The following is a 23,915-nucleotide window of genomic DNA, read 5'->3' on the forward strand; positions in this document are numbered from 1 at the left end:
TGCCTCGCGCCATGACTGACGATCTATCAAGACCGGGCCTCGGCGCGCAGGCGATCCACCGAATCGTGATCCGAACTCCAGACAGGACCTAGCCGCCGCGAAGGTGCAGTGACCAGGCGTGATCCTAGGCACCCGAGGGGGAGTGCGCCCGGGAGGGGCGTCGGACTCAAAGACGATGTGGATTGCTATACACTCTTCACAGCGACTCCGACACCGTGTGACACGCTTAGTTGCCGGCATGGGAGTGCTCGCCCACCCGCAGACCATCCGTCAGCGGGTGCGCGCCTCGGGCGCCCGTTCGAACCCCCGCGGGCAGGCGCCCGAGGCATCTTTGTGACTTTCAGTCCACGGAGCCGAGAGGGCTCCGGTCAGGGCTTCTGGGCGCGGTAGAGACCGCGGCCGGCCCGGCGTACGCGGGAGGTGCCGACCAGACGGTCGAGCGTGCTGCGCACCGCATTGATGCTCCCGGAGTCGGTGTCTCGGCCTAGCGCCGCGGCCACGTCGCGCGCGCGGACCTCCGCGTCACCGACGCCCGCGAAGTACTCCAGGATCTGTTCGGTGAGGGCGCCGTAGCTGCGCGGTTCGTCGGCCTCCGCATGCGAGGAGGCCGCCGGCTTCTCCTTCTGCGTGGCCTCGGCCTGTCGCGGCGTGGACTGCTTTTGCGCCGTGCGGGCGGCTGGCGCGACGACCGGAATGTCGGTCACCGCCTGTTCGGGCTGATCGGCTGCTCGACGGCCGGTTGGCTCGGCCATGAGGACCGTCAGGGTGCTCAGGGCGCGCTGGACGGAGTCGAGGTGTGCGGCCACGGCGGCCAGTTCCCTCTCCAGTGCCTGCTTCTGAATCTCCAGGCGGGCGAGGTCCTCCTGGAGGCTCTCCGCAGTGACCTCAATCTCATGCGCTGCGCGAGTTGCCGAGACCATGTCTTCCTCTCATCCTCAACCCTCCGTGCCGCGCCTCGCTAAAGTCAGCTGCGGTGCCGCTCGGCTCGGACCCGGGATGTGTGGGTGCATCGTATGTCACAGCGTACGAGGTTTGGACCCGGAAGATGCAAGATGGTGATGCGAGGTCCCGTTGAGCCAGGTGACTACCACTGTCCTTTCACCCTTTCCCGAGCGGCACCTCAGCGGTGCCGACACGGTGCAGACCGGTCAGGTCGTGGGTGACTGGACTCCGGGGCGGATAGGGCGGACTCGGCCGTGATCGGCGGGTGTTCCTCGGGAGTTTGGTCGGGTTCCCGTCCGGACTGCTCGCGAAGGTGACGCAGTCGATCAGCCGATCGTTGGATGCGGGTTCCGACGTCGTCAAGAGCTTCTTGAAGGATGCGGATCCGCGCCTCGAGCACGGCCACTTCCACGGCCAGTGAAATACCAGCGGTATGCGAATCGAAGTCCTGGCCCACGCGTTGTCCTCATTTCTCCTGCGTGGCCGCCCGGTTCCAGTGGCGGAGCTTGTCGGGGTTGAGGACCGCCCAGATCTGCACGACGCGATCGCCCGCGACGTCCAGGCTGATGACCGCGGCGACCTCGTCGCCGTAGCGCACCACTATCCCGGTGCGGCCATTGACGGACTGGCAGTGCAGTGTGGTGCTGGGGCGGCCGGCTAGGAGGGTCAGCAGGCTGCGGGTGACGCGCCGTGCGCCGTGGACGGGCCGGGTCAGGGTTCTGACCTTGCCGCCTCCGTCGAAGAACACCGTGGCGTCCGGTGCCAGGAGGGACGTCAGGCGGGCGGGGTTCTCCGCCACGCAAGCCTGTCGGACCGCTCGCACCACACGGTCGTGCTGCTGAGGTGTCGTGGGGTGTGCCCACCTGGTCCCAAGGCTGTGCCGGGCCCGGGCTGCGAGTTCGTCGCATTCCTGTTCCGTCTGTCCGACGATGGCGGCGACCGTCCCCGGAGCCATCCCGAACACGTCGTTGAGGACGAATGCGGCCCGCTCTGCCGGTGACAGCGTGTCCAGGGCATCGAGGAGGGCCTGGCTCACCGCTTCGTCCAGGCCCTGAGGGGGCGCCGCGTCGACCGGGCCCGGATGCGACTGCCCGGTCGGCGTCAAGCGCTCCAGGCAGATGCCGCCGACGGTCGTCACCAGCCAGGACCGGGGTTCGGCGATACGGATCCTGTGGTCGTCGGACAGGCCGTACCAGCGCCGGTAGGCCTCCGCTACGACGTCGTCGGCGTCCTGGCTCCGGCCCAGCATCCAGTAAGCGACGTTGAGCAGTCGGCGTCGCTCGTCGAGCAGCTCCGCGATCGGCACCGTCTCGTCGTCCTGTACCCGGTCCATCTGGCATCACCCATTCGCACAGCACCCGACAAGGCGGGGGCACCCCTGATTCCGGCCGATGTCCGCCGCGGCTCCCGAGAATGGGGCGTCCGCTTTTGTCCGGCGGGTCCAACCAGTGCACTGCTGACCGGACAGGGGCAGATCATGTGACACGGTTTCCCGGTCGTACGCGCTGGCGCCCCCGTGCGCCAGCGGGCCCCGCTCACCCTCGCGGCGGTCGTCAGGGCAGAAGGCTGTCCAGGGGCCTCTCGAGATCGGACAGGGCCGCGTCCGCCACGGAGGCACCGGACTCGACGAGGGCGCGGACGGAGTCAATGACGTTCCACACGTTCACACTCATGCCCGCCAGAACCCGGTCACCGGACAACCAGAAGGCGATGAACCGCCGCTCGGCCGGGTTCCCCCGGAAGACGACGCGGTCGTAGCCGCCAGGCTCGGTGTACCCCGTGTACTCCATCCCGAGGTCGTACTGGTCGGTGTAGAAGTACGGCAGCCGGTTGTATGCCGTCTCCTTGCCGAGCATGGCCAGTGCCGCCGTGCGGGGCTGGTGCAGGGCGTTGGCCCAGTGCTCCACTCGCAGATGCCGGCCGAGCCGGGGGTGGTAGGCGTTGGCGACGTCCCCTGCGGCGTGCACGTCCTGGGCGGAGGTGCGCAGACGCTCGTCGGTGACGATGCCGTTGCGCACCTCCAGTCCTGCCGCCTCGGCGAGCTGGACGTTCGGGGTGATGCCGATGCCCACCACCACGGCGTCGGCGGGCAGTCGGGTTCCGTCGGCGAGCTGGACCCCGTCGGCGCGGGTGCCGTCACCGGTGATGCGTTCGACGGCGGCGTGGGGCCGCAAAACGACGCCGTGATCCCGGTGCAGGTCGGCGAAGACCTCGGCCGCCTCCCGGCCGAGCACCTTCAGCAACGGCAGCTCGGAGTGCTCCAGGACGGTCACCAGCGCCCCGGCCGTCCGGGCCGCCGCGGCGGTCTCCAGGCCGATCCAGCCGCCGCCGACGACGACGATCCGGGCCCCGGGGGTGAAGGCGGCCTTGAGCCGCTCGCTGTCTCCCACGCGGCGCAGGTACAGCACGTTCTCCAGGTCCGCCCCGGGCACTGTGAGCCGGCGGGGGGACGATCCGGTCGCCAGGAGCAGCTTGGTGTAGGACATCCGGCGTCCGCCGGTGAGTTCGACCTGGAGGGCGTGTGCGTCGACGGCCGTCACGCGCGTTGCCGTCAGCAGGTCGACGTCGTGCTCGCGGTACCAGTTCTCGGGGTGCACGAAAATGGACTCGCGGTCCTCCTTGCCGAGCAGGTACCCCTTGGACAGCGGCGGCCGGATGTAGGGGCGCTCCGCCTCGTCCCCGATGAGGACGAGCGGCCCGTCGTAGCCCTGTTGCCGGAGTTCCTCGGCGGCCTTGCCCGCGGCGAGGCCGCCCCCGACGATCACGAACCCGTTTTCTCGCGACATGTTGTTCCCGTCTCCGTTCGCGCGCACCGGGCATTGGTGTGCCCTCGTGGGGTGAGACCGCGAGAACCCGCAGGTTGTGACACCGGCCTGGGGCACAGAGGCCGCGCGAGGGCCTGCGAGGGCAGAACGGAACAGCGCGACGAGGGCGCGGACGGCGTCCGTGCTCCACGACCGTGGCCGAGGCGGACCGTCGGCCCGTGCCCCTCGTCGCCTTCCGCCGCGGGCTAGTGTCCGGCGCCCTGCGCCCAGTGCGCCTCGAGGGCGGCGGCCACCTCCGCGGGCCGCTCCAGCACCGTCCAGTGGTTGCAGTCGAGATGGAGGACGCGGGTGGCGCGCAGGGCGGCGCCGAGTTCGTCGCCGAACTCGATCTGACAGGCCGGGTCGCGCTCGCCCCAGAACACCAGCGCAGGTGCGGTGACGTTCGACAGGGCCGGTTCCCACTCCGTCCCCATCGTCACGGCGGACCGGTACAGCCGCAGAACGCTGTCCTTCATCGTGCCGTCGACGTGCCGGACCATCTCCTCCACCGGTTCGGCGGGCGCGTCGAAGCCGTTCACCAGGTCCTTTGCGAAGGACTCAGGGTTCAGTTCGGCCATGAACCGCTCGCCGGCGACGGGGTCCTGCCAGGTCTCGGCCAGCGGGTGCCAGACGTAGCGGGAACTGATGGGTCCGTTGCCGCCGGCCCAGGTGCGCACCAGGTCGGGGCGGAGGGAGGCGACGCGGGCGGTGAGGATGCAGCCCCAGTCGTGACCGACCAGGTCCACGGGCTCGCCGACGTGCTCCAGGCGCTCGACGAGCCAGTCGACGTACTCCTCCTTGCTGGCGCCGAAGTCCGTGGGGCGGGGGGTGCCGAATCCGGGCAGGTCCCAGGCCTCGACGTCGGAGCGGGTCAGGTGCCGGCGTACGCCGTTCCACACGCGGTGGGTGTCGGGAACGCCGTGGATGAGGATGGCGGGCATGGTCGGTACATCCCTCGTGATAGGGGCCGCGGCCGGGATCCGGGGGAGGCTGCGCGGCTGCGGCGGGCCAGGGCGACGAGCATCTTGTGCTGCGTCGGATGCGCCCACCATAGTGGCACACAGTGTTACGGGTGTTCGCCGATCAGTCCGGGGGAGGGGAGCTACCAGGCGGAGATTCCGCGCCGGGGCATGTGTTGCCGGTCTGGGGCCCCATCCCGCACAGGCACGCGGAGGGCACGAGCGCTGACCGTACGACGCTCGTGACGGCGGCCCGTTGGCGCGTCAACACGCTGTGACACATGGAACGCCGTCCGGGCGGCGGCCCCGGTGTCACACGCGCGGGCCCTCGCCTGTCTGTTCTTCAGCGGACCTTGCCCGGCCCTCGTCGGGCACGGTCCGTTCCATCATCGGCAGGCACACGGCGACGGCTCGTAACGACTCATCGTCGTGACCAGCGACCGCAAGGACCCACTTATGTCGACCGTCGTCTCGTACGCAGCGCTGACAGGTGTCTACACTATCGACCCGGCACACAGCACCATCGGCTTCTCCGTCCGGCACGCCATGATCGCGAATGTGCGCGGGCGGTTCGGCGCGTTCGAGGGGCTGGTCAAGCTGGACGGGTACCAACCCAGCCGCTCCGAGGTCTACTTGAGCGTCCAGACCGGCAGCATCGACACCAGCAGCCCTGAGCGGGACACCCATCTCGCTGGCCCGGACTTCCTCGACGCCGCCACTTATCCGTTGATGCTTTTCCGCTCCGCGGACCTTGCCGACCGCGGAGACGGCCAGTTCCGCCTGATGGGTCAGCTCAGGATCAAGGACGTCGAACTCCCTCTCCACATCCACCTCGCCTTCGACGGAGCCACGCAGGACGAGAGCGGAGACCACCGTGTCGGATTCTCCGGCACCGCACTGGTGCGCCGCTCCGACTGGGGGCTCGGCTGGAACACGCCCGTCGAAACCGGCGGTGCCCTGATCAGCGACAAGGTCAGGCTCAGCTTCGACATCTCCGCTGTCCGCCTCTCCCGCGCGGAAGCCGCATGACCGGCCCCGCGCCACACCACCGACCGCCCCGCGCGGTCCCCGCCGGTGACCACAGGTCGGTCCGCAGCCGCGGCCGAACCGTCCGTACGAAACCCAGGTGAGACCCCCCATGAATCATCAAGACCCCACAGGCCAGGCCCGGTTCCACTCGATCACCACGATGGAGGACCTGCGCGAGCACCTGCAGTGGGCCATCGAGCTGGAGCACGCCACGCTGCCGCCCTACCTCACCGCCCTCTACTCCCTCGACCCCGAGCGGAACGCCCACGCCGTCGAAGTGGTCAGCAGCGTGTTCGTCGAGGAGATGATCCACCTCGCCCTGGTGGCGAACATCCTGAACGCGGTCGGCGGGCAACCTCGCGTCGACATCCCGCGGATACTGTCGCCGCATCCGCGGCCCATGCCGCACGCCGACCCCTCCATGCAGCTGTCCCTGCTGCCGTTCGGTCAGGAGGCGCTCACCATGTTCCTCCGCCTGGAACAACCCGCCCATCCGGGCGACCCGGCCGAGGGCGACGCCTACATGACGATCGGTCAGTTCTACGACGCGATCGAGAAGGGCCTGCGAGACCTGTGCGCCGAGCTCGGCGAGGACAAGGTCTTCACCGGTGATCCCGCCCGCCAGGTGGCCGCAGGACCCTTCGGGCACACCGGCGGGCAGCTGAGCCCGGTCACCGATCTCGCCTCGGCGCTCTCCGCCCTGGAGGAGATCGTGGAGCAGGGCGAGGGCGCGGCACGCGTCGACGTGTGGGACGGGGACATGGACATGTTCCACCCGCAGACCAAGGCGGTCTCGCACTACTACCGCTTCCAGGAGCTCGCACAAGGCCGGCGCTACCAGCCGGGGGACACACCGGAGTCTGGGCCCACGGGCGAGACGATCACCGTCGACCCCGCCGGGGTGCGCCCGATGCGGCCCAACCCGCGGCTGGAGGACCATCCGGAGGGCAGCGCGATCCGCACGGCGCAGGAGGCGTTCAACATCGCGTACGGCAAACTGCTGCAACTCCTGGAGCAGGCGTTCAACGGCAATCCCGCGATGCTCGGGGTGTCGGTGGGCACGATGTACGCGCTCAAGGGGCAGGCGCAGAGTCTGATGTCGATGCCCGACGGCGAGGGCCTGACCGCGGGCCCGACCTTCGACTACGTCGCTCCGGAAGACCGCGTCTGACCCCGCACACATGGTGGCCCCCTGGACCGACGGTCCAGGGGGCCGTGTCGTTGGTGCGGGTCAGTAGTCCGGAGGCCAAGCCCCACCCTGTTGGCCTGTAAATCGAAGGCGGATCGGGGTTCTCGACCTTGGACGCGATCTATTTACGAATCAGGGGGGGCGGAGCATGCCTGCGCCCCCTGACCCGCGGCACCGGTAGGTCAGCGCACGGTCCGAGCGGCCGCCTCGATCACCCCGGCGACGTCGGCGGGGTGGGAGACGCTCACGGCGTGCGAGGCCCGTACGCGCGTGATGTGGGCGTGTGCGCGATGTGCCATGAAGATCTGGAGCTGCGCCGGGATGTTGCGGTCCTGGGTGGCGACCACGGCCCAGGACGGGATGTTCTTCCAGCCGGGCTCGGAGGCGTCGTCCGCCAGCGCGGCACTGGTGATCGGGCGCTGCGTGACGGCCATGAGGTCCGTGGTGTTGCGGGGGACGTCAGCGGCGAACTGCTGGTGGAACTTGCTCGGTTCGATCGTCAGGTCCGCGTCGCGGGAGCCGTCCGGCAGGGTGACCGGCACGGAGCGCAGGGCGTCGCCGAGGGTGCTGCCGGGGAACTTGCCCGACAACTCGGCCGCGCTCTCTCCCTTTTCGGGGAGGAAGGCGGCGACGAACACCAGGGCCTTGACGTTGGCGGCGTCGTGGGCGGCGTCACTGATCACCGATCCGCCGTAGGAGTGTCCGGCCAGGACCACCGGGCCGTCGATGCCGGCCAGGACCTCCTTGAGGTACGAGGCGTCGTTGTCCAGCCCGCGCAGCGGGTTGGCCGCGGCGACGACGGGGTAGCCCTCGTGCCGCAGCCTCCTGATGACGCCGTTCCAGCTGGTGGAATCGGCGAACGCGCCGTGCACGAGCACCACCGTGGGCTTCTTCTCGCCGTCCGGTGCGGACGTGGTCCTGTCCGCGTGGGCGGGGGCGACCGCCGTGGCGATGAGAGCGGTGGCGACGGAGGCGGTGGCCAGGAGGGAGAGGGGGGTGCGGACCCGCTGGTAGGTGGAGCTGCGGCTCATGAGAGGCCCTTCCGGGAAACGGTGTGATGACACCTTCAAGGACCGTGTGCATGTCGCCGGTGTGACACTTTTATGGCTCTTGGTCCTTTTTGCTGGTGGAGCGATTCGCCGGTGATCTCCCTGTACTCCTGGGCGGTGGCTTCCGCAAGGTGCTCCCGGTACGACCTTCCCGGCGACCTTCTGTCGGGGACGGGGCTCGCCGTGGTGAACGGGACACTTCTGTAGACACGATCATGCCGAGGTGTCGGGGTCAGGACGCCTTCGCGCCGATCCGCTCGGAGTCCTTACGCGCTGAGCGTCGTCGCGTCGCGCGGCGCTCGCTCTCCGTCGTGCCGCCCCAGATGCCCTCGACCTGTCCGACGTCCAGCGCCCACTGCAGACACCGCTCCCGCACGGGGCACCGGGCGCACACGGCCTTCGCCTCGCCGATCTGGACGAGCGCCAGACCCGCGGTGCCGATGGGGAAGAACAAGTCGGGGTCGACATCCCGGCAGGCTGCTCTCTCGCGCCAACTCATGGCAGCGCCTCCTTACTCGTCGCGGATGCCTCTCACGCATCTGACCGTCCGAAGGGAGGTTCTGTGACATTCCATGGCCGAGAGCAACAGTGTGAAATACGGTGTGACAACAGACACAATGTCTTGAGTGGGGCTCCGGGGCGCCGCACCATCTGGGAGTTGTGAACGCCACACAGGGCCCGAGGCCCCTTCCCAGCCCAGCCGTCGATCCCCGGGACCCCCTCTCCCCGGGCACCCACACCCTCGTCGTCCGGCACGGTACGGCCGTCGTCGACCAGCGCTACCACGTCGCCGGAACCGGCCCGGTGTGCGTCGCCCACTCCGGAGGGCCGGGCATCGGCTGGGAGTACCTGCGCATGCCCGAGCTGGAGCGCAGCATGACCGTCGTCTACCTCGAGCCGGTCGGCACGGGCGAGTCGGGCCGGCTGGCCGACCCACGCGACTACACCCTCGCCACCTACACCCACTTCCTGCACGCGGTGATCGAGCACCTGGGCCTTGCCGAGGTGGCCCTGCTGGGCCACTCCCACGGCGGCTTCGTCGCGCAGCGCTACGCCCTCGACCATTCCGAGCGCCTGGCGTCCCTCGTCCTGTACGACACCTCGCCGATGACGGGGGAGGAGTTCTGGGCGACCGCCGTGGCCAACATGGAGGACTTCGCCCAGCGGCACGCCGACGAGCGGCCGGAAGTGGCCACCTACGTCGCGGGTCTCACCACCCGAGTCGACCGGTCCGACGACGAGGGCGCGACGAAGGTGCTGCGCCTCATCTCGCCCGCCTACTTCCACGACTACTGGGGCCGCGAGAAGGAGTTCGCCGCGGGGCGGGCGTCCCTGCGGATGTTCGCCGCACCGGCCTGGGGGGAGGAGCCTCCGTTCGACGTCCGCGGGGAACTGCCCCGGCTCACCGTCCCGACCCTGGTCCTGGTCGGCGGGGACGACTTCATCTGCGGGCCGCGCTGGGCGCACATGCTGCACCAGCTCCTTCCCGACGCCCGGCTGGTGGTCCTGGAGGAGACCGGCCATCTCGGGCACATCGAGCGTCCCGAGCGGTTCACGGCGGCCGTGCGCGACTTCCTCAGCGGCTGACCGTGCGGGCGTCGTTCTCGCCGGTGAGGAAATGCCACAGGAGCGGATCCACGTCCTGGGAGCCGAGATCGCGGACCGCGTCCCGGACGACCTGTTCGTAGCGAGGCGCGATACGGCGCAGCGCGGCGTGCCCCTCCGGGGTCAGCAGCATCTGCACGCCGCGCCGGTCGTGGTCGAGGGCGCTCGAGATGACCAGGCCCTGTCGGCGCAGGCGTGCCATCAGCCTGCTCGTGGCGGACTGACTCAGACCGAGCCCGTCGGCCACTTCCCCGAGCCGCATGGGTTCGGCGCCGGCGTCCGCGGCGGAGCCGCTCCCCGCGTAGCGCAGGGCCTGCACTTCGCTCAACCCGAACCCGGTCTCCTCGCGCAGCCGCCGCTCCACCGTCCCCTGGACCAGCCGGTGGAGGCGGTCGAGGGCGTCCCACCGGTCGGTCGCACAGGACCGCGTGCCGTCGTCGGCAGGGCCGGTGCGCACCTCGCGCACCACGTCCCCGTGCGACGTGCCGGTCACGCGGTGGCCCGGTAGGAAGGCGCGCCGTCGCGTGCGGCTGTCTCCTCGCCGGAGTACGCCGCGTCCTGGCCGGTCAGCACGTGCTCCAGGTGGTTGAGGTCTCCGGTGCGGGCGGCGGTGAAGATCGCCTGAACGAGCCGCCGATGGGTGGCTGCGTCCACGTGCTGCCGGTGCCGCCGGTTGTTCAGTCTGTCCTGCGCGCGGGAGACCTGCTGCCGTGCGTTCCCCACGGACAGGCGGAGCAGGTCGCCGATCTGGTCGTAGGAGTAGCCGAACGCCTCGCGCAGCACGTACGCCGCTCGCTGGTTGGGGGTCAGGGTCTGCAGAAGCAGCAGAACGGCATGCTCCACCGAGTCATGGCGTTCGGCCAGGGCCTCCGGCGACATCCCGGTGTCCGTGGACTCCGGCAGCCACGGGGTGGCACTGGACTCGCGGCGTCTGCGCGCCGACTGCAGCACGTTGATGGCGAGCCGGACGGTCGTCGTGCGGAGCAGCGCACCGGGGTCGGCGACGACGGTGCGGTCGGTGCCCTGCCAGCGCAGCCACGCCTCCTGGATGACGTCCTCGGCTTCGCCGGGATCTCGGAGGATCCGGTTGGCGATCTTGAACAGTCCTGGCCGGACGCGGCCGAACACGAAGGCCGCCTCGTTGAGTTCGACGGGCGCGGCAGTGACGGTCGTCATCACCGACTGCGGACTCTGCCGGGTTGCGATCACAGATGTGTCCACGATCGGCTCCTCTGCTGGCTGGGGATCGGCGGCTTCCCTCGCCGCCGACACCAACTTCGCGCCGACAGGGGTACCGCCGCGCCCCTGATGGACCGTGGGGCACCCCGTGGTCGTACCGTGGCCACCACGTGGCCCCGGCCTCCCACCCCCTGGCCCATAGGCCCCCGGGGCCTGTCACCCCCTGGCCCCGCATGCCCCTGGGCCAGCCCCCTGGCCCCGCACACCTCAGGCCCCTGGCCGCGACCAGACCTCGCCGGGACCGGACCTCGACGGAAGCGGGCCCCGACAGGACCGGCCATGGGCGGCCCGGAGCCACGGGCCATGGTCAGAGGAGTTCCGTGGGCGCACCGCGTGGCGGGGAGGCTGTCTCTGCGGCTCGCGCGGGTTCCCGACGGGGCGCGGCGCGGCACGCGTACGGCACCCCGGCCTACGGCACCCCGGCCTACGGCACCCCGGCCTACGGCACCCCGGCCTACGGCGCCGCGCGCCGCCCCCGGGGGATCAGGCGGGGGTCGCCGCCCCGCCCGGCAGCACGGCGCCCAGCTGTTTGCGGGACCGGATCCCGAGCTTCGTGAACACCTTCCGCAGATGCCACTCGATGGTGTGCGGGCTGAGGAACAGCTGCGCGCCGATCTCGAGGTTGGTCAGCCCTTCGCCGGCCAGCCGGGCGATCTGGGCCTCCTGGGGCGTGAGCGCCTCGTCGGCGCCGTTGGCGCGCCTGCGCACGGTCTCCCCGGCGGCCTCCAGCTCCCGGCGGGCGCGCTCGGCGAAGGCCTTCATGCCGGCCCGGTCGAGGATCTCGTGGGCGCGGGCCAGGTGGTCCCGGGCCTCGGCGCGGCGGTTCTCGCGGCTCAGCCACTCGCCGTACAGCAGCCGGGTGCGGGCGAGCGCCGTCCGCACCGGGGTGCTCTCCAGCCGGGCGATCGCCTCCCGGTACAGGGCGTCGGCCGTGTCCCCCTCGCTGATCAGGGCACGCGCCGCCGCGGAGGTGCCCGTCGCCCAGGCTGTGCCACTGGCCTGGCAGATGGTCGCGAGGCGGTCGGCGGCCTCGACGGCGAGGTCCCGCTGCCCGCTGCGGGCCGCCGCCTCCACCAGCTCGACCAGGGAGGAGAGGGCGAGCCCCAGCTCCTGCGGGTACTCGCAGCCCTTGGCGGCGGCGGCGCAGGCCTCCTCGTACCGCCCGAGGCCGTTGTACAGCACGGCCAGCGCCCACTGGGGAGCCGTGAGCGCCTTTCCCTCGCCGCTGAGGGTCCGGTCGCCGGTGATCGTCCCGATCGCCCGCAGCGTCTCGGTCTCGCGACCGCGCCAGGGTTCGATCACCAACGCCCCGTAGTGCGCGAGGAAGTGGCTGCCGGTGGCCTCGCCGATCGTCACCGCTTCCGCGGCGAGCGAGTCCGCGTCGTCCAGATCACCGGCGAAGACCCGGTTCGCCAGCCGCAGCAGGAGAGCCGAGGGCAGCACGGACAGCGTTCCGGAATCCCTTGCCAGACGGACGAGCTTGGCCGACAGGGTGCTCCAGCTGTCGAAGTCCCACACGTTGTGAGCCATGCGGCAGGCGAACGGCAGCCAGCCCAGCGACTGTTCCACGGTGAAGCCGCCGCACCGCAGCGTGTTCAGCGCGTGGCGCAGAATCGGGGCGCCCGCCGCGTAGCCGTCCGTGGTGGCCATGGCCAGGCCGTCGAGGAAGAGGTCGGTGGGGCCGGGGTGAGCCGTCGGGGGCGCGGTGCGTGCGGCCCGCGCGACCTCCTCCAGGCCGGGGCCGCTGGACACGCGGCCCGCGGTGAGGGCCGCGTAGAACGCGTCCCGGTAGGTCTCGCGTGCGATGCCGGCGTCGAGCGGCTCGAACTCCCGGGCCGCCGTGAGCAGCAGCGGCACGGTGGCACCGGCACTGCGGGATCCGAAGGTGATCTGCCCGCGCAACAGGCTGGCCTGGGCGTGTTGCAGATCGTTGAGCGCGCCCATCTCGGCCACGTTCAGCAGTTCGAGCGCGGCGTCGAACGCTCCGGCCAGGTACTTGGCCCGGGCCGCTGCCAGCGCTCTGCTGCGGCGGCGGGAGGGATCGGGCGTCAGCTCGGCCGCTCGTTCCAGGAAGGCCGCCGACGCGGCGATGCCGCCACGCGCCTGCGCGCGGTCGGCCGAGCGGGTCAGTTCGTCCGCCACGGCCTCGTCGGGCTCCGCCGCGGCGCGGGCCAGGTGCCAGGCACGGCGGTCGGGGTCGGACCGCGCGTCCGTGGCCTCGGCCAGTACCCGGTGCACCTCCCGGCGCTCGGCCGGTCCCGCCGCGCGGTAGACGGCCGAGCGCACCAAAGGGTGCCGGAACTGGACCCGGGCGCGCACTTCCAGCAGGTTCGCGGCCACCGCGGGGGTGGCCTCGCTCATGGACACGCCGAGGATGTCGGCGGCGCGGCGGAGCAGTGAGACATCACCGACAGGCTCGGCCGCCGCGAGCAGCAGCAGCCGCCGCGTCTGCGGGGGCAGTTCCTCGACGCGCAGGCTGAAGTTGTGTTCGAGCCTGCCGATGAGCGGCCCCATCGACGGTGAGGCGTAGCCTCCCGCGAGTTCGGCCGCGGAGGTGCTGCGGGGCAGTTCCAGCAGGGCTAGCGGATTGCCGCGCGCCTCGGAGAGAATCCTGCTGCGGACCGGCTCGTCGAACCGGCCGGGCAGCACCGAGGTCAGCAGAGCGCGGGCATCGGGCTCGCTCAGCCCCCCGAGGGTGAGCTCGGGCAGTCCTTGCAGGGCGCGTTCCCCGTCCGCCTCGCGGACGGCGAAGATCAGCCCCACGCGCTCCGCCATCAGCCGCCGGGCGACGAACCCGACGATCTGGGCCGAGACGCGGTCGAGCCACTGCACGTCGTCGACGAGGCAGATCAGCGGCGTCTCCTCAGCGACGTCGGCGAGCAGGCTGAGGACCGCCAGCCCCACCAGGAACCGGTCCGGGGGAGTACCCGCACTGAGCCCGAAGGCGGTCTCCAGGGCTGTGCGCTGCGGATCGGGGAGGCGCCCGAGGCGATCGAGGAAGGGTGCGCACAGCTGGTGCAGACCTCCGAAGGCCAGCTCCATCTCGGCCTCGACCCCCGCCGCGCGCACCACGGTGCAGTCCTCGGCGGTCTCGGCCACGTACTCCAGCAGGGCGGACTTGCCGATACCGGCCTCGCCGCGCAGCACGAGGACCGCGCTGTGACCGTCGCGTATTTTGGCCAGTTGCCGGTCCAGCACCGCCCGCTCGCTCTGCCGCCCGTGCAGGAAGCCCCGATTCTTGCCTTTCATGAACACCCCCGGCTGCGAGCGTATATAGCTGGTCTTCGGCCACACAACTCGTCTGCGCCGCTGGTCACCTAGTGGATGAGCTCAGGGCATTGGCGTCGTGTCGGGCCGTGGTGAAGCTGCGGCGGGGCCGGTCGGCGTGTGCTGCCGGACCGCCGGAGGTCGCGTCCGGCGTATCCGGGGCCACCGCCGTCGCCTCAGCGTATGTCCTCGAACGCCGCGGCCTCGACGATCTTCTTCACGGTGGTCAGGTAGCGGGCGGCGTCCGCGCCGTCCACCAGCCGGTGGTCGTAGGAGAGCGAGAGATGGACCAGCTCGCGGACACCGATGAACTCCTCGTCGCCCTCCTGTACGACCGCGGGCCGTCTCACTGCGGCTCCCACGCCCAGGATCGCCGCCTGGTGCGGCGGGACGATGAGGGTGTCGAAGAGGGCGCCGCGCGCTCCGGTGTCGGCGACCGTGAAGGTGGCTCCGGCCACGTCCGCGGGCGTGAGCCGGCCGGCGAGGGCGTGGTCGGTGAGGTCGTGGACGGCACGGGCGATGCCGCTGACGGTCAGATCACCCGCGCCCCGCACCACCGGAGTCACCGGCCCCTGGTCGGTGTCGACCGTGATGCCTACGTTCTCGGTGTCGTAGTACGTGATGGTCGCGCCGCCCGTGTCGATCCTGGCGTTGATGACGGGATGTGCCTTGAGCGCCTGGGCGGCGGCCAGGACGAAGAACGGCAAGGGTGTCAGGGCGAAGCCTTCGCGGGCCGTGAAGCCGTCCGCTGTCCGCCGCCACAGCCGCAGCAGGGCGGTGGCGTCGGCCTCGACGGTGGAGGTCAGCTGCGCCTGCTCCAGCAGCGCCTGCTTGAGACTGTCGCCGACGGCCTTGCGCAGCCGGGGGACGGCGGCGGCGTGCCCGCGCAGGGCGGCCGTCGGCGGAGCCGTTGCCGCTGCCGGTATCGGGTGCGGAGCCGGAGCGGTCGCGGGTGCCGATGCGGGCATCGGGGCGGGTGCGGGTTGCGGCACCGGGGCCGGGGCGGGAGTGGTGGCAGGTGCGGGTTGCGGCGCCGGCGTCGGTGCGGGAGCAGGTGGGCGTTGTTCGGGCGATGCGGCGGGCGGCGCGGCGGGTGGCCGTGAGACCGGCGTCGCTGAGGGGGCGGGCTGTGGCGTGGTGGTCACCGGCGCGGCGGTTGCCGCGGTCGCCGCCGACGGTTCGGCGTCGGGCGGCCCGATGACGGCGAGCTCGGCTCCCACCTCAACCGTCTCGTCCTCGCCGACGACGATGGTCAGCAGGACTCCCGTGGCGGGAGCGGGGATCTCGGTGTCCACCTTGTCGGTGGACACCTCCAGCAGCGGTTCGTCCTCCTGGACGTGCTCGCCGGGCTGCTTCAGCCAGCGGGTCACGGTGCCCTCGGTGACGGACTCGCCGAGCGCGGGAAGGGTCACGGAAATCGTCATGGTGTGTATGGCTCCTTCAGATGTCCAGGCCGTAGTGCTTGCGGGCGCGGTCGACGGTGTCGGGGTCCACTTGTCCGGCCCGTGCCAGCCGGCCCAGGGCCGTCACGGCGATCGATTCGGCGTCCACGCGGAAGTAGCGCCGTACGTCCTCGCGGGTGTCGGACAGGCCGAATCCGTCCGTGCCCAGGGAGTAGTAGTCCTGCTCGATCCACTGGCCGATCTGGTCGGGGACCTGGCGCATCCAGTCGCTGACGGCCAGGACCGGGCCGGGCGCACCGGCGAGCGCCTCGGTCACGAAGGGCACACGCGTCTCGCCGCGCGTGCGGGCGGTGTCGGCGTCCATCGCGTCCCGGCGCAGCTCCGTCCAGGACGTCACCGACCAGACATCGGCGCGCACGTTCCAGTCGGCGGCGAGCAGTTCCTGCGCGCGCAGTGCCCAGTGGACGGCGGTGCCGGAGGCCAGGAGCTGCAGCCGAGGGCCGGACACGGCGCGGTCGCCGGGTCGGAACGGGTACAGGCCGCGGACGATGCCCTCCTCGATGCCGGGCCACGCAGGAATGGGCGGCTGGGGCTTCGGCTCGTTGTAGACGGTGAGGTAGTAGAAGACGTTCTCGGGCCGCTCCCCGAACATCCGGCGCAGGCCGTCGCGGACGATGACCGCGATCTCGAAGGCGAAGGCCGGGTCGTAGCTGACGGCCGCCGGGTTGGTGGCGGCCAGGAGGTGCGAGTGGCCGTCGCCGTGCTGGAGACCTTCGCCGGTCATGGTCGTGCGTCCGGCGGTGCCGCCGACGACGAACCCGCGGCCCATCTGGTCGGCGAGGGCCCAGAACTGGTCGCCGGTGCGCTGGAAGCCGAACATCGCGTAGAAGATGTAGAACGGGATCATCGGCTCGCCGTGAGTGGCATACGAGGTCGCGGCGGCGGTGAACTCGGCCATGGAACCGGCCTCGGTGATGCCCTCGATGAGGAGCTGCCCGGTCTCGCTCTCCCTGTAGTGCAGCAGCTGGTCGGCGTCGACGGGGTCGTAGGTCTGGCCCAGCGGCGAGTAGATGCCGGCCGTGGGGAACATCGACTCCATGCCGAAGGTACGGGCCTCGTCGGGGATGATCGGCACCCAGCGGGCGCCCGTCCGCTCGTCCCGCATCAGGTCCTTCACCAGGCGGACCAACGCCATGGTGGTGGCGACCTCCTGGTGGCCGAAGCCCTTGAGCAGCGCCTCGAACGGCTGCGCCGCGGGCTCCGGCAGCGGCTTGGCGATCACGCGGCGCGCGGGAGCGGGACCGCCCAGCGCGGCGCGCCGCTCGCGCAGGTACCGCACCTCGGGCGAGCTCTCCCCCGGGTGCCAGAAGGGGACGACGTCACCGGCGAGGGCGCTGTCGGGGATGGGCAGGTCCAGCACGTCGCGCAGCTCGTGGAACTGCGCCATGGTCAGCTTCTTCATCTGGTGGTTGGCGTTGCGGGACTCGAACGCCGACCCGAGGGTGTGCCCCTTGACCGTCTGGGCGAGGATCACCGTCGGTGCCCCCCGGTGTTCGACGGCGGCCCGGTAGGCGGCGTACACCTTCAACGGCTCGTGCCCGCCGCGGGAGTTCTCGAAGAGCTCCACCACCTGCGCGTCGCTCAGGGTGGCGGAGAGTGCGGACAGGGTGTCTCCGACGAAGAAGTTCTTGCGGATGTAGGTGGCGTCCCGCGAGGCGAGGGTCTGCATCTGGGCGTCGGGCTCCTCGCCCAGTCGGCGCACCAGGTCGCCGGTCGTGTCCTGGGCCAGCAGCGGGTCCCAGGCCTCGCCCCACAGGGTCTTGACCACGTTCCAGCCCGCCCCGCGGAACCGGGCCTCCAGCTCCTGCACGATCTTGGAGTTGGACCGCACGGGGCCGTCGAGGCGTTGCAGGTTGCAGTTGATCACGAAGGTGAGGTTGTCCAGGCCCTCGCGGGAGGCGAGCGTCAGGGCGGCCAGCGACTCCGGCTCGTCCGTTTCCCCGTCGCCGAGGAACGCCCACACGCGGGAGGCGGAGGTGTCCTTGATGCCGCGCGCGTGCAGATAGCGGTTGAAGCGGGCCTGGTAGACGGCGCCGAGCGGGCCGAGCCCCATGGAGACGGTCGGGAATTCCCACAGCCACGGCAGGCGCCTGGGGTGCGGGTAGGACGGGAGGCCGTGACCGCCGACCTCGCGCCGGAAGCCGTCCAACTGCTGCTCGCTCAGGCGGCCTTCGAGGAACACGCGGGCGTAGATGCCCGGCGAGGCGTGCCCCTGGAGGAACAACTGGTCGCCCGAGCCGTCCTGTTCCTTGCCGCGGAAGAAGTGGTTGAAGCCGATCTCGTACAGCCAGGCCGCCGAGGCGTAGGTGGAGATATGTCCGCCCAGACCGAGGCGGGAGCCGCGGGTCACCATGGCCGCGGCGTTCCACCGGTTCAGGGCGGTGATCCTGGTTTCCATGGCGATGTCGCCGTCGAACTCCGGCTGCGCGGCTGCCGGGACGGTGTTGACGTAGTCCGTGGTGAGCAGCCCCGGCACGGACAGGCCGGCGCGGGCCGCGTACTCGTGCACGCGCCGGATCAGGTACACCGCCCGATCGGGACCGGCGTTGCGTATGACGGCGTCGAGGGAGGCCTGCCACTCGGCGGTCTCCTCGCGGTCACGGTCGGGAAGCTGGTCGAGCTCGCTGCTCGACGGGGACGCGGTGGGCCGGGACGGGTCACTCATGGGCGGCCTTCCTCAAGGCATGGGGCGGGGGAGACAGGAGGGGGTGGTGGATGCCGCGGGCCGTCGGACGGTGCGGCGCGGGTGGATCAACGGTCTTCGAGCCACTGGGCCGTCGTGTGACGGCCCGGACGGGCATCAGGTCCGGGCAGCAGGGTCCGCCGCGCGATCAGGGCACCGAAGCACGGCGTCCGTGCGTCGCCGATCACGGGAGTCACGCGGGCTTGGGCGGCGAGCACGTCGGCGGCGAGGTCCTCGAACGGTCGCTCCTCGGGGCCGGCGGCCCCAGGGCGACGCGAAGAACGGGGTGGCGCGCGCCAGGGAGCACGGCAGCGCGGAGCGCCGGACCAGGCCCTCCTGTACGGCTCTGGCCCGGAGGTGTTCCGAGGAGACGCGGTCGGCGCCCACGGCGGACAGGGCCACGTGGTGCTCGACGCCCGCCTTCCTGGCGGCCGCCAGGGGGCTGCGGGTGGTGCCGGCGAAGAACGCCGTGCTGACGTCCTGCTGTCGCGCGGGCGCGTCGGTGACGTCCACCAGGATGTGCGCACCGCGCAGTGCCCGGCGCGGAGCGTGAGCGTCACCTCCGTCGACCCCCAGGGCGCGGGAGAGGGGCACCACCTGCGCCCCGTGGTCCCGCGGGCGGGTGACCGTTCTCGAGCCGAGCCGTCCCGTGGCGCCTGCGACGACGACTTTCATGCGGTCTCCTTTGCCGGGGGCGTGACGGCCAGACGTGCCGAGCGGGCGGCGGCGAGGTCGGATGCGCCCGCGCGCCCTGCCCTGTTGACCGGACGAAAGGTGTTGTTGTGACAAGCTGCCCGATACCCGAACCCGGGGCCTCCGGAGGGTGGGTGTCCCGCGACCACGACCGCGGGGAGGACGCGGGCACCGCGGGACACCGGCGGGGCGGACCTACTCCACGAAGTAGGAGTCGTGCCGGTCGAAGAACGCGGAGCGCTCTTCCTCCGAGGCGTGCGCCAGCGTCGACACCTGCTCGAAGTACTCCTCGCGCGGCGCGCCCGGTGTGAACAGCAGGAGCATGTCCGCCGGTGCGTCGGAGTCGTTGCGGAAGGCGTGCAGCCCGCCCTGCGGCACGTGCACGAAGTCGCCCTTGCGGGTGTCCACCCAGCGCACACCGTCGAAGATGCGCACGGTGCCGTCCAGGATGTAGAACGACTCCGAGATCCGCTTGTGGAAGTGCGTCTTCGGGCCGCCGGCCCGCGGCCTCATCTCCACCCGGTACAGCCCGAACTCACCGCGGGTGGTGGCGGTGGTGGCCAGATAGTGGGTGGCGTCCTTGCCCGGCCCGCTCTCGCCGAGGTCGGGTGGGGTGTCGGCGGGCCGGAACACGGCGCTGACCTCGCCGTCGTCTCCGAAGTACTTCTGGTCCGGGTAGGGGTACGACATGGTGCTTTCCTTTCCTGAGGCGGTCAGGCGGCCGTGCCTGCCCGCACTCGATGTGACCGGTGGGCACGGTGTGATGTGACGTCGGCGCGGCGCTGGGCCGCGGTGCCACGCGGTCGGGCGTCAGCCGGTGAGGCAGTCGTGGCGGGGGTGTCCCCGTCGCAGGGCCCGTACGTCCCGTACCGCCGCGGCGAATGCCTCGGGGCGTTCCTGAGGCATGTTGTGGCCGGCGTCCGCGACCTGAACGTGCAGGCGGGGACCGGTGAAGTGGTGAGCGGTCGATGACCCGTCGGTCGCCGGGAAGTTGCCGTCGGCGGTGCCGTCCAGGGTGACCGTGGGGACGGTGATCGGAGGAAGGCCGGCGAGGCGGGCTTCCAGATCGGCGTACGCGTCCGCGCCCGGAGCCAGGCCGAGCCGGTGCCGGTAGGAGTGGGTGACGACATCGACGTAGTCCGGATTGGTGAAGGCCTCGGCGGCCCGCTCCAGTTCGGCTTCGCCGAAGGACCACACGGGGGAGTTGCGTTTCCAGATGACCCTGGCCACGCCCCGTGGATCGGCTGCCAGTCCGGTGCGGCCGCGCTCGGTGAGGAAGTAGTAGAAGTACCAGAAACCCGCCTCCAGTTCGGGAGAGATCGGGTTCATGGCGGCACCGATGTCCTGGATCAGGTAGCCGTTGACGCAGACCAGGCCGAGGACCCGCTCGGGCCACAGCGCCGCGGCTACCGAGGCCGCGCGGCCGCCCCAGTCGTAGCCGGCGAGGTAGGCCCGCTCGATGCCGAGCGCGTCCAGGAGCGCGATGACGTCGGCCCCCAGGGCCGCCTGCTGGCCGGAACGGGGAAGAGAGTCGGACAGGAATCTGGTGGGGCCGTGCCCTCGCAGGTGGGGGACGATGACCCGGAATCCACCTTCGGCCAGCAGCGGAGCCACATCCACGTAACTGTGGATGTCGTAGGGGAAACCGTGCAGAAGGACGACGGTGTCACCGTCGGGGGAGCCCGCCTCGTAATAGGCGACTTCGAGCACGTCGGTCGTGACGCGTCGCAGCGGGGCGAGCAGGGGCAGGGCTGACATGCGAATCCTCCGACGAAGGAACGGTGGGGGAGGGAAGCCGCGGCTCCGGTCGGGCGCGGCTGGGGTACCGGGTGTCGTGACCGAGCGCCTTACGGGCCCGGTCGCCGCCGGGTCCGGCCCTCGACGACACTGTGCACAGTGTGTATGAGAAGGTTGTCTTGTTAGTGTCAAGAGTGTTGGCGTCATCATGGCTACGCGTGTGCACGGCGTGATCTCCTCACCACGGGGGACTGTCTCCCCGCACAGACCGGCCTCCGCCACCTGCTGTGACAGCGAAACAAGCCCTGCTCAGCGCTGTGCGCGTCAGCGCCGGACGGACCCCGCGGTCCGTGACGGCGCGAGGGCGCGGGCGTCCTGGGCGCACACCCCCTCCGGGTCCGGTCCGAACGGATCCGGAACATCCGACCGACCTAGGTGATGATCATGGAAACCGAAAGTGTTCTGCATCCCGGCTTCCTCGTGCCCGTCGGGCACGTGGAGCCGGTGCCCCGCCGCATCAGGGGCGTGATCGACGGTCGCACCGTCTTCGACACGCGGCGCGCCCTGTATGTCTGGGAGTGGCAGGCCTACCCGCAGTTCAGCATCCCGGTGCGGGACCTCGTCGACGGCGTCCTCGACGACGAGGGGGTCGCCGAGGAGCACGGCGCGGGCACGGCGCACCGGCACGCGCTGTCCGTGGGCGGGGAGTCGCGCCCCGGCGCCGCCTGGGTGTGGGGGAAGGACGCCCCGGCGCCGCTCCAGGGCACGGTGCGCTTCGAGTGGCCGGCCATCGACTACTGGTTCGAGGAGGACGAACCCGTCTTCGTCCACCCCAGGAGCCCGTACTCGCGTGTGGACGCCGTGCGTTCCTCCAGCAGCGTCCGCGTGGAGCTGGAGGGCGTGGTCCTGGCGGAGGCGCCGGCGTGCGTCAAACTCTTCGAGACCGGCCTGCCGACGCGCTACTACCTCGACCGCGCGCACGTCGACTGGACCCGACTGCGGCGCAGCGGCACGGTGACCCGCTGCCCGTACAAGGGAACGACGAGCGGCTACTGGTCGTTCGACGGCCCCACCGCCGTTCACGAGGACATCGCCTGGGCGTACGACTTCCCGACCATCCACGCCAACCGCATCGCGGGCCTGACTGCCTTCTACAACGAGCACGTCGACCTCTTCGTGGACGGCGAACCGCTGCCGAAGCCCGGCACACTCCGGTCCTAGCCCCCGCTCCGGGGCCCGGTCCCGGGTCGTGTTCGACGACCCGGGACCTTTTGGTGTCACACATCTGCTCCGGGCCCGGTCCCATGGTGTGAAAAGTCCTCCTTAGTCGTCAGAGAAGGAACACACCATGAACGACATCGTTCTCGAGCCCGCCGCACAGGACTTCGCCGACGCGACCGCCAAGCCGCCGCTGCTGTACGAGCTCGGGGTCGAGGGCGCGCGCAAGCTGCTCGACGAGGTGCAGGCGCAGCCCATCGAGAAGCCCGACGTGGACGAGAAGTGGATCTCCGTTCCGGCTTCGGTCGGCGACGTGCGGGTGCGCATCCTCAAGCCCGTCGGCAGCACCGGCCCCCTGCCCGTCATCCTCTACGTGCACGGCGGCGGCTGGATCCTCGGCAACGCCGGCACGCACGACCGGCTCGTGCGCGAGCTGACCGTCGGGGCCAACGCCGCCCTGGTCTTCGTCGAGTACGACCGCTCCCCGGAGGCCAAGTACCCGGTCGCCATCGAGCAGGCCTACGCGACCGCCCGGTGGATCGTCACCGAGGGCGCCGGCGAAGGGCTCGACGCCTCCCGTCTCGCCGTCGCCGGCGACTCGGTCGGCGGCAACATGACCGCCGCCCTGACCCACATGGCCAAGCAGCGGGGCGACGTGACCTTCGTGCACCAGTCGATGTACTACCCCGTCACCGACGCCGCCCAGGACACCGAGAGCTACCGGACCTTCGCGCACGGCCCGCATCTGACGGCCAAGGCCATGGAGTGGTTCTGGAACGCCTACACCACCGACCCCGCCGAGCGCGCCCAGATCACCGCCTCGCCGCTGCGGGCGACGCTGGAAGACCTCCGCGAACTGCCGCCGGCGCTCGTCATGGTCGACGAGAACGACGTGCTGCGCGACGAGGGCGAGGCCTACGCCCGCAAGCTCATCCAGGCCGGTGTGCCGACGACCAGCATCCGCTACAACGCCTCCCTGCACGACTTCATGATGCTGAACCCCGTCCGCGGCACCCAGGCGTCGACCGCCGCGGTCGAGCAGGCCATCCACGTGCTGCGCAAGGCCCTCGGAACCGACTGACACCGCCCGCCCCACCACATCCCCCGGCACGTCGAAAGGCCATCCTCCATGAGTGCACACAAGCCCACCATCGTCCTCGTACACGGCGCGTTCGCCGACGCCTCCAGTTGGAACGGCGTCGTCGACAAGCTGCTCGCGCACGACTATCCGGTGATCGCCGTCGCCAATCCGCTGCGCGGACTGACCAGCGACGCCGAGTACGTCCGGCAGATCGTGCAGTCCGTCGAGGGCCCCGTCGTCCTCGTCGGCCACTCCTACGGCGGGTCCGTCATCAGCAACGCGGCCAAGGGGCTGCCCGAGGTCAAGGCGCTCGTCTTCGTCGCGGCGTTCCTGCCGGAGGAGGGGGAGAGCGCCGTCACCCTGTCGGGCAAGTTCCCCGGCAGCACCCTCGGCGACACGCTCCGGCCGGTGCCGGTGAAGCTGCCCGACGGCAGCCAGGTCATGGACCTGTACATCGAACAGGCCAAGTTCCACGAGCAGTTCGCCGCCGACGTCCCCGAGGAGACCACGGCCGTCATGGCCGCGACGCAGCGGCCGGTGGCCGAAGTCGCGCTGGCGGAGGGCGCGTCCGCGCCCGCGTGGCGGGACGTTCCCTCCTGGGTGCTGGTGGCGGACGCGGACCGGAACATCCCCGCGCAGGTGCAGACCTACATGGCCGAGCGGGCGGGGGCGACCGTCATGAAGGTCTCCGCCTCCCACGCGGTCAGCGTCTCGCGCCCCGGTGACGTGGCCCGACTGATCAACGAGGCGGCGCAGGCGACCGCCTGAGCGCCGCAGGCCCGCGCGTGACGGACGCGGGGTGGGGGGGGGGGGGGGGGGGGGGGGGCCCCCCCCCCCCCCGGGGGGGGGGGGGGGGGGGGGGGGGGAGACCCCACCGCGTCGGGGCCGGTACGAGGGGGGTGGCGCGTGCGTTCATGACACGGGCTCCGTCAGGACCCGGTCCACGGGTACCTCCGG

At 71.1% G+C, this 23,915-nt stretch carries 20 protein-coding genes; 6 read left to right on the forward strand and 14 right to left on the reverse strand.

Annotated features, from left to right (window positions below):
- Positions 1-368 precede the first annotated feature (368 nt).
- The 4 genes from ACZ3TS_RS39125 to ACZ3TS_RS39140 all read right to left on the reverse strand — a co-directional run bounded on the left by ACZ3TS_RS39125 (position 369) and on the right by ACZ3TS_RS39140 (position 4,687).
- Positions 369-920, reverse strand: coding sequence for a hypothetical protein (locus ACZ3TS_RS39125; RefSeq protein ID WP_467627045.1), 552 nt, complete (start codon positions 918-920; stop codon positions 369-371).
- Positions 921-1,408: 488 nt separating this feature from the next.
- Positions 1,409-2,275, reverse strand: coding sequence for a sigma factor (locus ACZ3TS_RS39130; protein WP_467627047.1), 867 nt, complete (start codon positions 2,273-2,275; stop codon positions 1,409-1,411).
- Positions 2,276-2,495: 220 nt separating this feature from the next.
- Positions 2,496-3,728, reverse strand: a complete 1,233-nt coding sequence (locus ACZ3TS_RS39135) for an NAD(P)/FAD-dependent oxidoreductase (RefSeq protein ID WP_467627050.1) — start codon at positions 3,726-3,728, stop codon at positions 2,496-2,498.
- 224 nt (positions 3,729-3,952) lie between these two features.
- Complete coding sequence (locus tag ACZ3TS_RS39140; RefSeq protein ID WP_467627052.1) at positions 3,953-4,687, reverse strand: alpha/beta fold hydrolase; 735 nt, start codon at positions 4,685-4,687, stop codon at positions 3,953-3,955.
- Between the two features lie 474 nt (positions 4,688-5,161).
- Here ACZ3TS_RS39140 and ACZ3TS_RS39145 point away from each other — a divergent pair, with 474 nt between their 5' ends.
- Together ACZ3TS_RS39145 and ACZ3TS_RS39150 are read left to right on the forward strand one after the other, a co-directional pair.
- Positions 5,162-5,734: a YceI family protein gene (locus tag ACZ3TS_RS39145; protein WP_467627054.1), complete on the forward strand. Its 573-nt coding sequence runs from the start codon at positions 5,162-5,164 to the stop codon at positions 5,732-5,734.
- Between the two features lie 109 nt (positions 5,735-5,843).
- Entirely contained in the window at positions 5,844-6,905 is a 1,062-nt protein-coding gene (locus ACZ3TS_RS39150; protein WP_467627057.1) for a ferritin-like domain-containing protein, read from the forward strand.
- Between the two features lie 200 nt (positions 6,906-7,105).
- On the opposite strand, the gene ACZ3TS_RS39155 is transcribed toward ACZ3TS_RS39150, so the two are convergent.
- The gene (locus ACZ3TS_RS39155; RefSeq protein ID WP_467627059.1) at positions 7,106-7,954 is read right to left on the reverse strand and encodes an alpha/beta fold hydrolase; all 849 of its coding nucleotides are present in this window, start codon (positions 7,952-7,954) and stop codon (positions 7,106-7,108) included.
- Positions 7,955-8,204: 250 nt separating this feature from the next.
- Positions 8,205-8,471 carry a WhiB family transcriptional regulator gene (locus ACZ3TS_RS39160; RefSeq protein WP_467627062.1) on the reverse strand — a complete coding sequence of 89 codons (267 nt, stop codon included), beginning with the start codon at positions 8,469-8,471 and terminating at the stop codon, positions 8,205-8,207.
- A 161-nt stretch (positions 8,472-8,632) separates the two neighbouring features.
- On the opposite strand from ACZ3TS_RS39160, the gene ACZ3TS_RS39165 reads away from it, so the two are divergent.
- On the forward strand, positions 8,633-9,559 hold the full coding sequence (locus ACZ3TS_RS39165; RefSeq protein WP_467627064.1) for an alpha/beta fold hydrolase: 927 nt from the start codon (positions 8,633-8,635) through the stop codon (positions 9,557-9,559).
- Here ACZ3TS_RS39165 and ACZ3TS_RS39170 read toward each other — a convergent pair.
- The 8 genes from ACZ3TS_RS39170 to ACZ3TS_RS39205 all read right to left on the reverse strand — a co-directional run bounded on the left by ACZ3TS_RS39170 (position 9,549) and on the right by ACZ3TS_RS39205 (position 20,680).
- Positions 9,549-10,070 (reverse strand): MarR family winged helix-turn-helix transcriptional regulator, encoded by a 522-nt coding sequence (locus tag ACZ3TS_RS39170; RefSeq protein WP_467627067.1) that lies wholly within the window; start codon positions 10,068-10,070, stop codon positions 9,549-9,551. The genes ACZ3TS_RS39165 and ACZ3TS_RS39170 overlap by 11 nt on opposite strands.
- Positions 10,067-10,798 (reverse strand): sigma-70 family RNA polymerase sigma factor, encoded by a 732-nt coding sequence (locus ACZ3TS_RS39175; RefSeq protein ID WP_467627069.1) that lies wholly within the window; start codon positions 10,796-10,798, stop codon positions 10,067-10,069. Before ACZ3TS_RS39175 ends, ACZ3TS_RS39170 begins: the two co-directional genes overlap by 4 nt.
- Before the next feature lie 501 nt (positions 10,799-11,299).
- A complete protein-coding gene (locus ACZ3TS_RS39180; protein WP_467627072.1) occupies positions 11,300-14,065 on the reverse strand; it encodes an ATP-binding protein in 2,766 nt (921 codons plus the stop codon).
- 194 nt (positions 14,066-14,259) lie between these two features.
- Positions 14,260-15,507 (reverse strand): 2-oxo acid dehydrogenase subunit E2, encoded by a 1,248-nt coding sequence (locus ACZ3TS_RS39185; RefSeq protein ID WP_467627075.1) that lies wholly within the window; start codon positions 15,505-15,507, stop codon positions 14,260-14,262.
- Between the two features lie 16 nt (positions 15,508-15,523).
- Entirely contained in the window at positions 15,524-18,211 is a 2,688-nt protein-coding gene (aceE, locus tag ACZ3TS_RS39190; protein WP_467627078.1) for a pyruvate dehydrogenase (acetyl-transferring), homodimeric type, read from the reverse strand.
- A 135-nt stretch (positions 18,212-18,346) separates the two neighbouring features.
- Positions 18,347-18,904 carry an SDR family oxidoreductase gene (locus ACZ3TS_RS39195; RefSeq protein WP_467627080.1) on the reverse strand — a complete coding sequence of 186 codons (558 nt, stop codon included), beginning with the start codon at positions 18,902-18,904 and terminating at the stop codon, positions 18,347-18,349.
- Between the two features lie 213 nt (positions 18,905-19,117).
- The gene (locus ACZ3TS_RS39200; RefSeq protein WP_467627083.1) at positions 19,118-19,612 is read right to left on the reverse strand and encodes a cupin domain-containing protein; all 495 of its coding nucleotides are present in this window, start codon (positions 19,610-19,612) and stop codon (positions 19,118-19,120) included.
- Positions 19,613-19,732: 120 nt separating this feature from the next.
- Positions 19,733-20,680, reverse strand: a complete 948-nt coding sequence (locus tag ACZ3TS_RS39205; RefSeq protein WP_467627085.1) for an alpha/beta fold hydrolase — start codon at positions 20,678-20,680, stop codon at positions 19,733-19,735.
- 423 nt (positions 20,681-21,103) lie between these two features.
- Here ACZ3TS_RS39205 and ACZ3TS_RS39210 point away from each other — a divergent pair, with 423 nt between their 5' ends.
- The 3 genes from ACZ3TS_RS39210 to ACZ3TS_RS39220 all read left to right on the forward strand — a co-directional run bounded on the left by ACZ3TS_RS39210 (position 21,104) and on the right by ACZ3TS_RS39220 (position 23,726).
- On the forward strand, positions 21,104-21,880 hold the full coding sequence (locus tag ACZ3TS_RS39210) for a DUF427 domain-containing protein (RefSeq protein WP_467627087.1): 777 nt from the start codon (positions 21,104-21,106) through the stop codon (positions 21,878-21,880).
- A gap of 127 nt (positions 21,881-22,007) precedes the next feature.
- On the forward strand, positions 22,008-22,958 hold the full coding sequence (locus tag ACZ3TS_RS39215; RefSeq protein ID WP_467627090.1) for an alpha/beta hydrolase: 951 nt from the start codon (positions 22,008-22,010) through the stop codon (positions 22,956-22,958).
- Between the two features lie 48 nt (positions 22,959-23,006).
- The gene (locus tag ACZ3TS_RS39220) at positions 23,007-23,726 is read left to right on the forward strand and encodes an alpha/beta fold hydrolase (RefSeq protein ID WP_467627093.1); all 720 of its coding nucleotides are present in this window, start codon (positions 23,007-23,009) and stop codon (positions 23,724-23,726) included.
- Positions 23,727-23,915 lie beyond the last annotated feature (189 nt).

The sequence above is a fragment of the Streptomyces sp. NPDC022910 genome, from assembly GCF_055561075.1.

Coding starts and splice junctions, on each gene's coding strand:
- ACZ3TS_RS39195 (WP_467627080.1), bottom strand. CDS start 18,904: ATGAAAGTCGTCGTCGCAGGCGCCACGGGACGGCTCGGCTCGAGAACG.
- ACZ3TS_RS39200 (WP_467627083.1), bottom strand. CDS start 19,612: ATGTCGTACCCCTACCCGGACCAGAAGTACTTCGGAGACGACGGCGAG.
- ACZ3TS_RS39205 (WP_467627085.1), bottom strand. CDS start 20,680: ATGTCAGCCCTGCCCCTGCTCGCCCCGCTGCGACGCGTCACGACCGAC.
- ACZ3TS_RS39135 (WP_467627050.1), bottom strand. CDS start 3,728: ATGTCGCGAGAAAACGGGTTCGTGATCGTCGGGGGCGGCCTCGCCGCG.
- ACZ3TS_RS39185 (WP_467627075.1), bottom strand. CDS start 15,507: ATGACGATTTCCGTGACCCTTCCCGCGCTCGGCGAGTCCGTCACCGAG.
- ACZ3TS_RS39220 (WP_467627093.1), top strand. CDS start 23,007: ATGAGTGCACACAAGCCCACCATCGTCCTCGTACACGGCGCGTTCGCC.
- ACZ3TS_RS39130 (WP_467627047.1), bottom strand. CDS start 2,275: ATGGACCGGGTACAGGACGACGAGACGGTGCCGATCGCGGAGCTGCTC.
- ACZ3TS_RS39215 (WP_467627090.1), top strand. CDS start 22,008: ATGAACGACATCGTTCTCGAGCCCGCCGCACAGGACTTCGCCGACGCG.
- ACZ3TS_RS39180 (WP_467627072.1), bottom strand. CDS start 14,065: ATGAAAGGCAAGAATCGGGGCTTCCTGCACGGGCGGCAGAGCGAGCGG.
- ACZ3TS_RS39160 (WP_467627062.1), bottom strand. CDS start 8,471: ATGAGTTGGCGCGAGAGAGCAGCCTGCCGGGATGTCGACCCCGACTTG.
- ACZ3TS_RS39125 (WP_467627045.1), bottom strand. CDS start 920: ATGGTCTCGGCAACTCGCGCAGCGCATGAGATTGAGGTCACTGCGGAG.
- ACZ3TS_RS39155 (WP_467627059.1), bottom strand. CDS start 7,954: ATGAGCCGCAGCTCCACCTACCAGCGGGTCCGCACCCCCCTCTCCCTC.
- ACZ3TS_RS39210 (WP_467627087.1), top strand. CDS start 21,104: ATGGAAACCGAAAGTGTTCTGCATCCCGGCTTCCTCGTGCCCGTCGGG.
- aceE (WP_467627078.1), bottom strand. CDS start 18,211: ATGAGTGACCCGTCCCGGCCCACCGCGTCCCCGTCGAGCAGCGAGCTC.
- ACZ3TS_RS39150 (WP_467627057.1), top strand. CDS start 5,844: ATGAATCATCAAGACCCCACAGGCCAGGCCCGGTTCCACTCGATCACC.
- ACZ3TS_RS39145 (WP_467627054.1), top strand. CDS start 5,162: ATGTCGACCGTCGTCTCGTACGCAGCGCTGACAGGTGTCTACACTATC.
- ACZ3TS_RS39140 (WP_467627052.1), bottom strand. CDS start 4,687: ATGCCCGCCATCCTCATCCACGGCGTTCCCGACACCCACCGCGTGTGG.